Origin of the sequence: Neptuniibacter marinus (assembly GCF_001597725.1) — a bacterium.
In the GTDB taxonomy this organism is placed as follows: domain Bacteria; phylum Pseudomonadota; class Gammaproteobacteria; order Pseudomonadales; family Balneatricaceae; genus Neptuniibacter; species Neptuniibacter marinus.
Genome location: NZ_LUTR01000001.1, coordinates 94,416 through 108,363, shown reverse-complemented (window position 1 = coordinate 108,363; position 13,948 = coordinate 94,416). Strand labels below are relative to the sequence as shown.

Genomic DNA, 13,948 nt, shown 5'->3' with positions numbered 1-13,948 from the left:
GAACTGGATGAAACTTATCCTATTAATTGCGTTACCTGTTTCAGTTTATGCAGCGGATGAACAGCGTTTAATTAGTACTGATGCGGGTGTTACTGAACTGATTTTTGCTCTTGGCTTTGAAGATGATTTGATTGCCGTAGATGTGACGAGCAAGCTGCCAGAGGGGTATCCTAAACTCCCTAATATTGGTTATCACCGCACCTTGTCTGCTGAAGGTTTAATGAGCTTAAATCCATCGGTAGTGATAGGGAGTGAACATATAGGTCCTTCATCCGTTGTGACGGCACTAAAGCAAGCCGATGTTCAATTTGTACAGTTAAGCAGTGCAAAAAATAGTGAACAACTTCGTGACAATATACGTTCGCTATCTATGGCTTTAGAGCAGAAGGAAAAGGGGCAAGCCTTGCTTGAATCTGTTGACCAAAAACTAGCGACACTTGATAAGGTGAACTTATCGGGGGAGCGCGTAGCGTTTTTATTATCTATGGATGATAGTAAATTACGTTTAGCAGGAGAGGGGACAACGGGCCATTCCTTTATCGAATTGATGAAAGCTAGCAATGTTGCTGACTTTAAAAACTACCGAAATATATCGGCTGAATCACTGTTTGAAATGAAACCCTCTGTGATTATCGTTGCAGGTAGTGATGTAGAGAATGCAGTGCAAAGCTTGCTTGCGGCTAATCCTGTACTCGCTCATACACCCGCGGTAAAAAATAAACGTATTGTGGCCGTGAATGGCTCCGCTTTAGTTGCTGGTTTGAGTGTATCGGCTATTAATGAAGCGATTCGTTTAACTCAGCAGTTATCTAATCCCCACACTCTTGCTCGTCAGGAAAATAATTGATGCAAAGGTCCGTTTCAATATGCGCCTTAGCATTAGCGAGTCTTTTGATTGCCTGTGCTCTGTTATCACTTGTGTTAGGGGCCATGAATCTTCCGGTATACGATAGTTTATTGATTGTTGTAGATGACCTTTTTGGTGCTAATTTCAGTCAACTAGAAGGTTATCAGCAGGTCGTTGTTTTAGAACTTCGTTTACCTCGTTTGTTATTATCTATTTTTGTCGGGGCCATATTGGCCCAATGCGGTGCGGTTGCTCAGGGCTTATTTCGTAATCCGTTGGCAGATCCCGGTATTATTGGCGTTTCATCGGGTGCAGCGGTGGGTGCTATTTTAGCTATTGTTGTGTTTCCAGCTGTTTGGGGAAGTTGGACAATCCCTACGATGGCCTTTGTTGGTGGTTTGCTCACTACTTTGCTGGTCTATGGTTTAGCGCAATCAAAAAATGGGACCTCAGTCTTAGTCTTACTGCTTGCCGGTGTCGCTATCTCAGCTTTCGCCGGTGCAGCCATTGGCTTCTTAAGTTATTTTGCTGATGATGCCAGTTTACGTGAACTGAATGTGTGGCAGATGGGCTCATTAACCGGTGCGAGTGATGCTAACTTATGGCTAGCTTTTACAACAATGCTGCTATTAATGATCGCCTTTCAGCGTCGGGCCCAAGCTTTAAATGCATTACTTTTAGGTGAACCCGAGGCGCGCCATTTAGGGATAGATGTTGAACAGCTTAAATTACAAATGATTATTCTTACCGCGATTGGTGTAGGTGTCGCCGTTTCTTGTTCAGGCATTATCGGTTTTGTTGGCTTAGTGGTACCTCATTTGGTTCGTTTAGCCACAGGGCCGAACCATCATTTTCTACTGCCTTTATCTGCTTTGCTAGGTGCTGTTCTGCTGATGGGTTCCGATCTGTTAGCGCGTCTTGTTGTGCAGCCAGCGGAACTTCCCGTAGGTTTAGTTACGGTGCTATTGGGCGCCCCGTTCTTTCTGATTTTGTTAATCCAACAGCGTAAAAACTGGAGTTGATCATGTTGCAGCTTAATAATGTCAGCTTTAAACCACAGGGAAAGCTGCTATTAGATCAAGTCTCTGTCTCGGTAAAGGCTGGGGAGGTCTACGGCCTGTTGGGGCCGAATGGGGCCGGTAAAACAACTTTATTAAAAGCAATTAGTGGTGATATTAAAGCCAGTGGTTCTATCAAATTCTATGGTAAAGAGCTAACACAGTGGAATCGCCGTGAATTGGCTAAGCATCTGGCAGTACTTCCCCAAGCGAGCCAATTGACCTTTCCTTTCAGCGCCAGAGAAGTAGTTGCTTTAGGTTTAACTCCATTATCGCTGTCTAAAGCTCAAGCCAATAAGTTGATCGATGAAAAAATGTCGGCGACTGATTGCTGTAGTTTTGCGGATCGCTCATATCCTTCGTTGTCAGGGGGAGAAAGGCAGCGAGTTCAACTCGCGCGGGTTTTATTGCAGCTCAGTCAAGCGAGTCACTCACCTTTACTACTTCTTGATGAGCCGACGTCGGCACAAGATTTAGGACAGCAACATAATCTGTTAACGTTGACTCAACAGCTAGCAAAAAAAGAGGGGTTTGGTGTTATTGCCATTCTGCATGACCTTAACCAAGTGCTTCGTTATTGTGATACCTGTTGTTTGTTAGATCAGGGGCAGGTGAGTGCTGTAAACAGTCCTGATAAGGTGCTATCTGATGAGCGGATAAAAGAGCACTGGCAGTATCAGCCACAACGAGTGATCTTAAATAATGGACAGACCGCTTTAATCTGATCGTTGCAAAAGTCTTTGGATCAAGGGGGTATTTTAAGACCGACTCACCACATTTAAAGCCGTGGAGAGTCCAGCCTCTATAATCTCGTGAGCTTGTGCCTCGCTTTTTACTAAAATCGAGCCACTAAAGGCAAGTGCATTAAGTGAAACACCGGAAAAATTTTCACCTGTTCTAGGTACCATCAACATCCAATGGTGGCTTAAGAGAAGATTATAAGCGCTGGCTATCTTCTCTCCGTCTTTTTCGATCCCTAAGGTCATTCGCAGCCGATTATAAAAGTTTTGTAATTGAGCAGCACCATCACCATTCTGTATTTTCTCTTCTGTAAAAATATCTTTAGGTAAGGCCAGTGCTGCATGGCGAAAGGGTAAGCTATCTAGCTCCCTAGGTACTTCGTCATGTAGTTTTGACAGTTGTGGATTAAAAGCGATTAATTGTTCCACTGTTTCTGGCACTTTTATCAGCTGTAGGTGCTTATGGGTTTGACTGGCCCCAGCCGTTTTACCACTATTGTAAAAAGCTAATGCCGGCGCGGCGAATAGGCACCGGTGTAAGGCATAAAAATCGTTTTTATTAAGGGCTGTATTCTGTTCTTCAAAGGTTTGAGTTACTAAGAGCAGATGTTCATCGACTACATTATATTTATTCAATAAACATTTATGTTTATCACCGATGTTGGTGACAAATAAAGCTTTTTCATGAGGTAGGAATGGGTCGGGTTTACTTTGATTGAGCTTAGCTAGGGAACTATCGGGTGTTGGTTTGTTCTGGAGATTCTCAAGTATACGGACATGAAAATTAAGACCTCCTTCTTGGACACTAAGCATAGATGTTTTGAAACTGTTTAATGCGCCAGCTTTAGTGGCACTTTTTGCAACTTCCGCAGCATCTTTCCACAATGTAAAAACCATCGGGTGTTCTCCCTCAGAGTACTTTATACTGATTATATAAGTGGTTATTAAGCTTGTGGGTTTGCCGTTATAGGCTGTTCTTTAGTCATGCGTTAGTTGTATTCTAGCGTCAGTTAAAAATCATAATTATTCCAATATGAAAAGCGTCACAGCTTCATTAAAAGCAAAAATGCTACTGCTTTCAATACTGCCACTAATTATAGTGACGGTAGCTATCACTATGATTAGCTTAAATCAGGCGCATATTCTCTCAGAACAAGAGATTGAAACCTTCGAAGAAAATTTACTCAACTCTAAACATCAAGAGCTACAGCATTATGTCGCCTTAGCGATGAACGCGATAGAGGAAGTTGTTAATGAATCTGAGCCTGGGGATGAAAATGCAGAAAAGCGTATAAAGGATATGCTGAACACTCTCACTTTTGGTGATGATGGCTATTTCTTTTTATATGACATGCAGGGCATTAATTTAGTTCATCCTACCCAGCCGGAGTTGGTTGGGCAGGATCTAATCGAGCTGCAAGATAGTAATGGTAAATATGTAATACGCGATTTGATTAGGATTGCTGATGAGGGGGGCGGATTTTATCGTTACCTCTGGCGAAAACCTTCAGCAGGGCATCAGGAAAAGAAATTGAGTTTCGTGGTTAAAATACCGAAATTTAATTGGATGATGGGAACCGGTTTATATATTGATGATATTGCAGAAGAAGTTGCCCATACGCGTTTAAAAGTAACCCGTAATATCAGAAATACATTTTTTACCGTGGTCGTTATTCTAGCGGGTACAATTATTATTATTGCGCTCATTGGTATTGCGATCAATATGCATTCCTCCCAATTAGCGGATGTGCGATTACGTGAGTTAGCCCATCGCTATGTTCAATTTCAGGTGAGTCAGCGGCGTAATTTTGCACGTGAACTGCATGATGGCATTAATCAGCTAATGGTATCGGTAAAATTCAGATTGGAACTTGCCAGAGATAAATCGCTGAAAGGGGATGAAAGCGCGGTTGATGATATCACTAAAGGCTGTGATGTTTTAAATATGGCGATTCAAGAGGTGCGACGTATCTCCCATGACCTTCGACCTATACAGCTTGATGATCTAGGGCTTGAGTCCGCACTACACAGTATGGCCAATGACTTTTCTGAGCGCACGAACATCCGAATGAATGCCAGAATAGAGTTACCAGAACAGCGTCTACCTGATGATATTGAGATTACGCTGTATAGAATTGCCCAAGAAACCCTGACAAATATTGAAAAGCATGCACAAGCTCAGAATGTAGGTTTAAAAATTTGGTTTCGTGAAGGCTATATCTGGTTAGAGGTATCAGATGATGGACGAGGCTTTATCCCCGAGAAGACAGAGACAGGAATCGGTCTTCTAAATATGCGTGAGCGTACAGAATTGCTCAGTGGACGTTTTAGTATTAAGAGTCGTTTGGGTGTAGGTACACGTATTAAAGTGGGTTTCGCAATTTTTTAGGAGATACAAACGCTAATGCCGAATGACAATAAAATCCGAGTATTATTGGTCGATGATCACCCTCTTGTACTAGATGGAATTAGTGCGCGCTTAGAAGGTGAACCCTCCCTTGAAATTATCGGCATGGCTAATGATGGAAAGCAAGCCTTAGCGTTGGCATCAACCCTTCATCCAGATGTTGTTCTTATGGATATCTCTATGCCCGTGATGAATGGTTTTGAAGCATCGGAGCGATTCCATGCGGAACAGCCGGATGTGAAAGTACTAATTTTAAGTATGCATGATGATAGAGAATATATTGTTAAGCTGATTAAATGTGGTGCGGCTGGCTATGTTTTAAAAGACGTTTCATCTAACGAGCTAATTTCAGCGATTGAAACGGTTTACGGCGGTGGAACATACTTTAGTTCAGGAGCATCACAAAGCTTATTTAGCCAGTTTGATCAGGAGGGTGGGCATGCAAATACTCAACAGGAAGAGCTTACCGGCCGTGAAAAAGATGTCTTGAAACTAGTTGCTGAAGGCAATAGTAATAAAGAGATCGCTAGAGAGCTCGATATTTCTGTACGTACAGTTGAGACCCATAGACAAAATATCAAACAAAAATTAGATATACACACAGCAGCAGGGCTCACCCGTTACGCGATAGAACATAAGCTGGTGGATTGAGCGTTAGGCTGTAAAAGGATTAAAACGCTCTCGCGCTAATACTTCCCCATTTTTAAGACAGAATCAATAACGTCAGAATATCTAAAAAATTATTCAGCATATTTTGACGTTATTTTATAAGTTGAGCATCCCATCACTCTACTCAACCTTAGCCTACGCGAAATTTCGCGATCATCGCTTTCAGCTCGTTGGAAAGGGAGTTTAGTTCAGTACTCGATTGAGAGATCTTTTCCGCCCCATTACTAGAGATATTAGACGCATCATGTAGGTTAATCAGTGACCGGTTGATCTCTTCAGACACACTGGTTTGTTCGGTTGATGCGCTAGATATAAGAGCATTCATATCCGTTATGCTGATAACTGCTTTTGAGATCTCTTCGAGTGAAGAGCCTGCTTCAGTCGCTTTAGAACCGGCGGTCTCCGCTTTTTTCTGTCCTTCACTCATTGCAGTTACGGCATCGGTAGTGCCCGACTGTAAACGCTCAATAGCTACTTGTATCTCTTGGGTGGAGACCTGCGTGCGTTGTGCCAATGTACGTACTTCGTCCGCTACGACAGCAAATCCACGTCCTTGATCGCCTGCCCGGGCGGCTTCAATAGCAGCGTTAAGTGCTAGTAAGTTTGTCTGCTCGGCAATGCTCTTGATCACATCCACAATTGAGCCAATATTTTCACTATCAGACTCAAGCGTTTTTATTTTACTGGATACACTTTTAACATCAGTGACAAGTGCGTTTGTGGCCACGACCGCTTGATTTACAATCGTAGTGCCTTGATGTGCTTTCTCTCTTGTATTGCGAGCATCACTATCCGCTTGCTCCGCATTGTGTGATATCTCTTGTGATGAGGAGACCATTTGATTCATGGCTGCTGCCACTTGTTCTATCTCTGCACGTTGCGTGTTAATACTGGATTTTGTTTCAACGCTAACATCGGTCATATCCTTAGCCGCGCTGGCCAGTCGGTTAGTCGCCGAGGTGATTTGACTAACAATATCACGCATTTGCGCGATCATTGCGTTAAAGCTTTTACTTATTGTTCCTAATTCGTTTTTACCTTCTGTTTGCAGTGTGAGAGTTAAATCAGAAGATTCAGAAATACGTTCAATAGTTTCCTGCATATGTAGCAGTGGATTAATCATGGAGCGATAGTTATAAGCTGAAATAGCGATCAGTAAAACCATGATCAGTATTGATAGTGTAGAGAGCAGAAAAATACTTTCCTTATAAACCTGTTGAATGGCCTCATATTCTTGTTTAGCAACGCGCAGCTGTAAATTAATTAACTCAGTAACTTTTTCGCTAATAGGGTCTATTTGGGTATAGAGAGGGCCATCCAGTGCATCAAGCTGGCCTTTAGGGGGCCCAGATATAGTGGCTAGGATCTGTAGTGTATTATCAATAGCTGCATCAGCGGACACAAAAAGGTTTTGAGCTTCATCAGCTAAAGCTTTCTCTTCTGGTGTGAGGTTTGTTGCTAGATATTTTTTCCACTTAAGGCTGATCTCTTGCTTAGAGCTTTCTATATCGGCTACGGTTTCGTCTAAAGTATAAATGCCGGCATTTGCTTTATTGATCGCATCAATAACGAGCACCGCATAATCGTCGGCGATTATTTTTAAGTCTTCAAGGGGAACAACCCTGTCATGATAAATCCGTTTCGCGCCGCCTTCCGTCAATTGTAGTTCTTGAAGTGCAAACAAAGTAATACAAATCAAGCCAATAATAGGTAGAACGACCATTACCGTCAGTTTTGTCTTTATGGAAACATCTTTAAGCATAGCTATTATCTCTTTTTGGGATCGGCGCTGTTCAATTCTTTCTGGGCAAATGGGTTATTGACCTGCGCGATTAAAATTTAGTTAATCGAAGGCAAGTCTTATAGGGTGTTGATTTTCATGTATATCGAATGAGTGCAAAAGGCCTGAATTTTAAAAACTAATAAAGTAGTGAAACACTAACACTCGGTTACTGAACCTGTACTAAATGAGCTTCAGTAGGGGAGGTGATAAATTGAACAGCTTCCTCGCGAATGCTTTCGGGTTATTCTCAAAATCTACACCTTAGGCCTAGGTTATATGAGGTAAATATACCAATAGGTTCCCTATAAAGTTCACAGTTCTAAAGCAGATAATACCGTACCTTACAGCTTAGAGTGTACTGATAAATAGTATCTAATTTTACCACTATGGAATGATTAACGGTTGATAAACACTCAGTAAACATAGACGCAAGGATGTTTTCTGTAAATGATCGATCGGGTTAGTGATTCAAAAAGAACGGAACCTAGAACTTAATATTAAAGATGCTACTTACAGTGTGATAAGCGGCAGCAGTGTAAGGCGTTTTAGGCTAATAGCAGTGACCCAACCCGTTTAATCGTTGTATTTAAGTATCAAAGTGGTAAATCGAGTGAAAAAAATCTTGAACTGATTAAACAGAGTCGTATACTACGCACCACTTATTTAGGACTATAGCTCAGTTGGTTAGAGCGCTACCTTGACATGGTAGAGGTCAGCAGTTCGAATCTGCTTAGTCCTACCAGATTTAAAAAAGCCTCGCGAATGCGGGGCTTTTTGTTATCGGGACTATGCAGATGAGAACTGCGCAGTTCGAGCCGAGCGCAGCGAGACCACATCGGAGCTTGCGACGATAGCCCGAAGGGGAATAATCTGCTTAGTCCTACCAGATTTAAAAAAGCCTCGCGAATGCGGGGCTTTTTGTTATCGGGACTATGCAGATGAGAACTGCGCAGTTCGAGCCGAGCGCAGCGAGACCACATCGGAGCTTGCGACGATAGCCCGAAGGGGAATAATCTGCTTAGTCCTACCAGATTTAAAAAAGCCTCGCGAATGCGGGGCTTTTTGTTATCGGGACTATGCAGATGAGAACTGCGCAGTTCGAGCCGAGCGCAGCGAGACCACATCGGAGCTTGCGACGATAGCCCGAAGGGGAATAATCTGCTTAGTCCTACCAGATTTAAAAGAGCCTCGCGAATGCGGGGCTTTTTGGCTATTTGGGTTAGGTGAAGTTCTATTTTTTATAAATAGCAGTGTACATATTGATCTTTGGTTGATTAATAACAAAACGGCCAATCGCAAAGATGCATATAGATCTCCAAATCTGTTAGGGGCCTACCGTCAAACAGTAGTGATTAAGTTTTATAGAGGGTTACTTATCATTGTCTGAGTCTGTGCCGATCAGTTGGCCTAGTTCTTCAGCCGCGGAGCGTAATAAAGGTTCAAACTCTTTAAGTTCGTCCAAGTTCTTTCTTATGATTGGAGCGTGAATAAATAGGCACGCAAAGAGTTTTCCTGTTTTATCCCTTATAGGAACAGAGATCGCGACCATTCCGTCGACTAACTCTTCGTTATCGACACCGAGATCTTGTTCGGCACTTTCGATGGCTGCTGCTTCTAATGCCTCTGCTGAGGTAATAGTGTTTCTAGCTCGTTGATCGAGGGGCAAGTTTTTAATAATGCTCTGGCGGCGGTCGGGGGGGAGAGAACCAAGGTACAGTTTACCACTGGCAGAGCACGATACAGGGGTATGGCTACCTATCGGAAGGTGTACTTGCAGTGGCCAGTTAGTTTGTTCTCTATCGTAATAGATCATCTCAATGCCATCAGGAATGGAGATACCACAGGTTTCGCCGACTTGAGCTGCTAGTTTTTTTAGAATGGCTTTACGTAGTGCTTTAAAACGGCTGGTGTATAAAACGCCAAGAGCAATATTATGTAAGCGGTCGGCAGGTACGATTAAACCTCGCATATTGGTTTGCAGATAACCGTCGGCCTCTAATTGTTGCAGTAACCGGTGGATGCTAGGTTTTGGAATATCGAGAAGTAAGGATAAATCCGCAGGGCTTAAAGGACGTTCTGCTTTAGATACGGCTTCAATAATTTCCAGTACTCGGGCAATAGATGAACCTTTTTCTCTGCGTTTACTTGTCATGCGTTAATTTATCTCCTAATTGAAGCCACTATTATAGGTCGCTATTAACATTAATAAAGGGGAAAAAGCCCCCGCCCAATAGGGAGGGGGAATGTCCATCAAGCATAGACGGGGAGCTTACTTCATCGTTGGCATGGAGAAGGATGCGCCTTCTCGGACACCGGCTGAAGGCCAGCGTTGCGTGATCGTTTTACGTTTAGTGTAAAAACGCACACCGTCTGGACCGTAGGCATGCAGATCACCAAACAGGGAGCGTTTCCAGCCACCAAAGCTGTGATAAGCCACGGGTACAGGGAGGGGGATATTAATACCAACCATACCTACTTGGATATGGTCGGAGAAGTAACGTGCTGCTTCTCCATCACGTGTAAATATACATGTGCCATTACCATATTCATGGTCGTCGATAAGCTGCATTGCTTCTTCCATTGTATTAACACGAACCACTTGTAAAACTGGTCCAAAGATCTCTTGCTGATAGCTTTGCATGGTCTGGGTTACACCGTCGATCAGTGTTGCGCCGACAAAGAAGCCATTTTCATAACCGGCTATTTCAGGGGCGCGGCCATCGACAACAATTGTTGCACCATCTTTTTCTGCGCTATCAATAAAGCCAAATACTTTTTGTTGATGCTGGCGAGTGATAACGGGGCCAAAGTCATTTGAGCTGTCCGAAAATGCGCCGACTTTTAGGTCTTTCATCGCTTCACTCATTTTAGCAACGAGTGCATCACCTGCTTCATTTCCTACTGCAACGGCTACAGATAGGGCCATGCAGCGTTCCCCAGATGAGCCAAATGCTGCTCCTAACAGCTGGTTTACTGCATTATCCATATCTGCATCGGGCATAATGATAGCGTGATTTTTAGCGCCGCCGAGTGCCTGGCAGCGTTTACCGTTGGCATTCGCTGTGCTGTAGATATATTCCGCGATAGGGGTTGATCCAACAAAGCTGACTGCTTTAATACGTTGGTCACTAAGGAGCACATCAACTGCTTCTTTGTCACCATTAACAACGTTCATTACACCATCAGGTAACCCAGCTTCTTGTAGAAGTTGAGCTATATATAGTGTTGAGCTTGGGTCGCGTTCTGAGGGTTTAAGAACAAAGGTGTTGCCGCAGGCAATGGCCAGTGGGAACATCCACATAGGTACCATGGCTGGGAAGTTAAAGGGTGTAATACCTGCGACGACGCCAAGTGGTTGTAGTTCGCTCCAAGAGTCGATACTGGGACCAACGTTTTTGCTGTATTCGCCTTTTAAAAGCTCAGGAATACCGCATGCATATTCAACATTTTCAATACCTCGTTGCAACTCACCGGCGGCATCATGACTAATTTTTCCGTGTTCTTCACCGATCAGTTTGCAGATATGATTGGCATTTGCCTCAAGCAGTTCTTTAAATTTGAACATAATACGAGCACGTTTGATGGCGGGAGTATTACGCCATTCAGGGTAGGCTGCTTGTGCTGCGGTGATAGCCTCCTCTACTGTTTCTTTTGATGCGAGTGCAACCTGTTTTGAAATAGTGCCCGTTGCTGGGTTAAATATATCTTGATAGCGTGTCGAATCGGTAACAATTTCGCCGTTAATTAAGTGTCCGATGTTACTCATTGTTGATACCTCATTTTTATTCTGCATAGCCGCTTAGCGGTGCTTATTTTAATGATAAAAAGTCTTTAAAGTCTGTCTTAAGTGGTTATTCACCACAGTTTTTTGTACAGGGCAACAATCTCTTCAGCACTTGGAATACGGGGATTGTTGTTAGGTGAGCCTGAACTCAGTGCTTGTTCTGCCATTGTTGGCATCAAGTTAAAAAATTGTTCACAATCGATTCCAAATTGTGCGGGTGTGGGGACGTGAAGTTGATCGTTTAGGGATGTTAGTTCGGCTAATAGTTTAGCGTTGGCTGTATCTGTACTATCCGTTTCGTTAGCGACTTTCATGGCGCGTGCACAGTCGGCATAACGCTCCGGTGCTGCAGGGATGGAAAACTCAGTTACGGTTGGAAGTAACATGGCGTTAGATAAACCATGGGGTACATGAAACGCCGCGCCGATAGGTCGGCTCATACCATGGACTAATGCAACAGAGGCATTTGAGAATGCTATCCCCGCTAACGTAGAGCCAAGCATCATCGCTTCTCGTGCTGCTTTATTATCACCATCACTATAGCTAGTGCGTAAATTAGGGGCTAAAAGTCCCATGGCTGCTAAAGCTTGAGAATCACTATAAGGGTTGGCTTTTTGGCTCACATAGGCTTCGATGGCGTGGGTTAGTGCGTCTATTCCTGTATCAGCTGTAATACGAGGTGGTAGGCTCAAAGTAAGGCTGTAATCTACTAAGGCAGCAACGGGCATAAAGCCAATACCTACGCAGAGCATTTTTTCGTCACTGACTTCATCGGTAATGATTGTAAAACGAGTGGCTTCTGAGCCTGTGCCCGCGGTAGTGGGTATAGCAATAACAGGCAAGCCTTCTTCATTAACAATACGGGGAAACTTGTAATCACGCATCTCTCCACCAAATCGGGCTAGGATTGAGATCGCTTTAGCGCTGTCGATTGGACTACCGCCCCCTAAGGCAACTATACAGTCATAATCGCCGTCTCGGGCAGCATTCACACCGGCTTGGATAGATGCGACCGTAGGCTCAGGTACGGTATCGTCAAACACATCGGCAAACATCATATGATTAGCAAGGTTTTCTGTGATAGTGCCGGTATAACCTAGCTCTACCATCATTTTGTCAGTAATAATTAAAGGACGTTTGCAGTTAAGGCTAGTTAAAATATTAGGTAGCTCTTTACTTGCGCCTTCGCCAATTTGCATGATGCGTGGCAGAATAATTTGATTAGACATATCGACTCCTATCGATGGAATAAACAGGGAGAACCATGTATGGAAATTTAATGTGGCCATAAATCATTAGTGGTTACGGCGCGTAAGCGATAGCAGGCAGCCAAGTCACAATGCCTTGCCAATAAAAAACAATGCATAAGCCTGTTATCTGAATCAGAATAAAAGGGATAACTCCGCGATAAATGTTGCCAATTTGAATGCCATTAGGTGCAACGCCTTTTAAGTAGAACAGGGCAAAGCCTACCGGTGGGGTTAGGAAAGATGTTTGCAGGCATACGGCAAATAGAATGGTGAACCAGACTAGATCAAAACCTAGGTTTGCTACAACAGGTGCAACCAGCGGAAGAATGATCAACGTGAGTTCTATCCAATCGAGGAAAAACCCCAGAATAAACGTTACGGCCAAAATACAGATCACTATGCCTGTTGGGCCAAAAGGTAATCCGGTTAGCGCTTCTTCAATGAGTTCATCGCCGCCTAAGCCACGCAGTACCAGTGAAAAGGCGGTAGCTCCGAGTAAAAGTGCAAAAATAAATGCGGTTGTTTTGGTCGTTTCACGGCCTACATCTCGAACTACTTTGAGTGATAAGCGTCCCTTACTTAGAGCTAATAAAGTGGCTCCAAAAGCACCGACCCCTGATGCTTCTGTCGGTGTTGCTATACCGAAGAAAATAGAGCCGAGTACAGCGAGAATAAGGCCGGCAGTAGGCAAAACAGTCCAAATAACATTTAGTAAAATGCGTATAGATACTTTTTCGGCGCTTTCAGAAAGGGGAGCGGATAGTGGTTTAAAATAACTATGTAGCAATATGTAGGTGACATAGAGCCCCGCCAGTAGCAACCCAGGGAAAAGCGCTCCTAAAAATAGGTCCCCTACAGATAAGCCGATACGGTCGCCCATCATAACTAGCATAATACTGGGGGGAATAAGAATACCCAGTGTACCTGTTGAGCAAACAGTTCCACATGCCAGCTCCTTGCTATACCCTTCGCGCATCATCAACGGTATACCTAAGGTCGCCAGTAACACAACGGATGCGCCAATGATTCCGGTTGATGCTGCCAGCAATAATCCGACAAAGGTCACCGTTACTGCTAGCCCGCCACGTACACGTCCAAAAAGGCGCGACAGATTGCTCATTAGGTCTTCAGCTACGCCAGAACGATCAAGCATTAACCCCATAAAGATAAACATAGGTAAAGCTACGAGTACCCAATTTGTCATTACCGACCAAATGCGGGGGACTATAATCGAGAGATAGTTCCAATCAATTCCAATGAATGCGTCAAATTGTGCATCAGCAAACATTGCTATCGCCGCAAAAACAATTGCAACCCCGCCCATTACCCATGCCACAGGGAAACCGGTGAAGAGTAAGAAAATAAACGTACCAAACATGGTAAGTGCAAGAATTTCATTAATTTCCATGT

Annotated in this window: 11 protein-coding genes and 1 tRNA gene; 6 read left to right on the top strand and 6 right to left on the bottom strand. The window is 43.6% G+C overall.

The genetic code is table 11. From position 1 onward, the window contains the following. The first annotated feature begins 7 nt into the window (after positions 1 to 7). The 3 genes from A3774_RS00495 to A3774_RS00485 are packed head-to-tail and all read left to right on the top strand — an operon-like array spanning position 8 to position 2,630. The gene (locus A3774_RS00495; RefSeq protein ID WP_075107879.1) at positions 8 to 847 is read left to right on the top strand and encodes a heme/hemin ABC transporter substrate-binding protein; all 840 of its coding nucleotides are present in this window, start codon (positions 8 to 10) and stop codon (positions 845 to 847) included. Beyond that, complete coding sequence (locus A3774_RS00490; RefSeq protein WP_067861877.1) at positions 847 to 1,869, top strand: FecCD family ABC transporter permease; 1,023 nt, start codon at positions 847 to 849, stop codon at positions 1,867 to 1,869. The genes A3774_RS00495 and A3774_RS00490 overlap by 1 nt, the downstream gene beginning before the upstream one ends. 2 nt (positions 1,870 to 1,871) lie before the next feature. After that, positions 1,872 to 2,630 carry a heme ABC transporter ATP-binding protein gene (locus A3774_RS00485; protein ID WP_067861873.1) on the top strand — a complete coding sequence of 253 codons (759 nt, stop codon included), beginning with the start codon at positions 1,872 to 1,874 and terminating at the stop codon, positions 2,628 to 2,630. 33 nt (positions 2,631 to 2,663) lie between these two features. Here A3774_RS00485 and A3774_RS00480 read toward each other — a convergent pair whose 3' ends face one another. Then, the gene (locus tag A3774_RS00480) at positions 2,664 to 3,542 is read right to left on the bottom strand and encodes an ATP adenylyltransferase family protein (RefSeq protein ID WP_067861870.1); all 879 of its coding nucleotides are present in this window, start codon (positions 3,540 to 3,542) and stop codon (positions 2,664 to 2,666) included. A 220-nt stretch (positions 3,543 to 3,762) separates the two neighbouring features. Here A3774_RS00480 and A3774_RS00475 point away from each other — a divergent pair, with 220 nt between their 5' ends. Together A3774_RS00475 and A3774_RS00470 are read left to right on the top strand one after the other, a co-directional pair. Beyond that, positions 3,763 to 5,034 (top strand): cache domain-containing protein, encoded by a 1,272-nt coding sequence (locus tag A3774_RS00475; protein ID WP_231867902.1) that lies wholly within the window; start codon positions 3,763 to 3,765, stop codon positions 5,032 to 5,034. A gap of 15 nt (positions 5,035 to 5,049) precedes the next feature. Further along, positions 5,050 to 5,703 carry a response regulator gene (locus A3774_RS00470; RefSeq protein WP_067861864.1) on the top strand — a complete coding sequence of 218 codons (654 nt, stop codon included), beginning with the start codon at positions 5,050 to 5,052 and terminating at the stop codon, positions 5,701 to 5,703. A 148-nt stretch (positions 5,704 to 5,851) separates the two neighbouring features. Here the strand turns inward: A3774_RS00470 and A3774_RS00465 are convergent, their stop codons facing one another. Then, positions 5,852 to 7,483, bottom strand: a complete 1,632-nt coding sequence (locus A3774_RS00465) for a methyl-accepting chemotaxis protein (protein WP_067861861.1) — start codon at positions 7,481 to 7,483, stop codon at positions 5,852 to 5,854. A gap of 686 nt (positions 7,484 to 8,169) precedes the next feature. On the opposite strand from A3774_RS00465, the gene A3774_RS00460 reads away from it, so the two are divergent. Then, positions 8,170 to 8,246 (top strand) — tRNA-Val (locus A3774_RS00460). 627 nt (positions 8,247 to 8,873) lie between these two features. Here the strand turns inward: A3774_RS00460 and A3774_RS00455 are convergent. From A3774_RS00455 to A3774_RS00440, 4 genes are all read right to left on the bottom strand, one after another. Next, positions 8,874 to 9,656, bottom strand: coding sequence for an IclR family transcriptional regulator (locus A3774_RS00455; protein ID WP_067861858.1), 783 nt, complete (start codon positions 9,654 to 9,656; stop codon positions 8,874 to 8,876). 117 nt (positions 9,657 to 9,773) lie between these two features. Further along, positions 9,774 to 11,270 (bottom strand): CoA-acylating methylmalonate-semialdehyde dehydrogenase, encoded by a 1,497-nt coding sequence (locus A3774_RS00450; protein ID WP_067861855.1) that lies wholly within the window; start codon positions 11,268 to 11,270, stop codon positions 9,774 to 9,776. Between the two features lie 89 nt (positions 11,271 to 11,359). Beyond that, the gene (locus tag A3774_RS00445; protein ID WP_067861852.1) at positions 11,360 to 12,517 is read right to left on the bottom strand and encodes an iron-containing alcohol dehydrogenase; all 1,158 of its coding nucleotides are present in this window, start codon (positions 12,515 to 12,517) and stop codon (positions 11,360 to 11,362) included. 73 nt (positions 12,518 to 12,590) lie between these two features. Then, on the bottom strand, positions 12,591 to 13,946 hold the full coding sequence (locus A3774_RS00440) for a TRAP transporter large permease (RefSeq protein ID WP_067861849.1): 1,356 nt from the start codon (positions 13,944 to 13,946) through the stop codon (positions 12,591 to 12,593). Positions 13,947 to 13,948 lie beyond the last annotated feature (2 nt).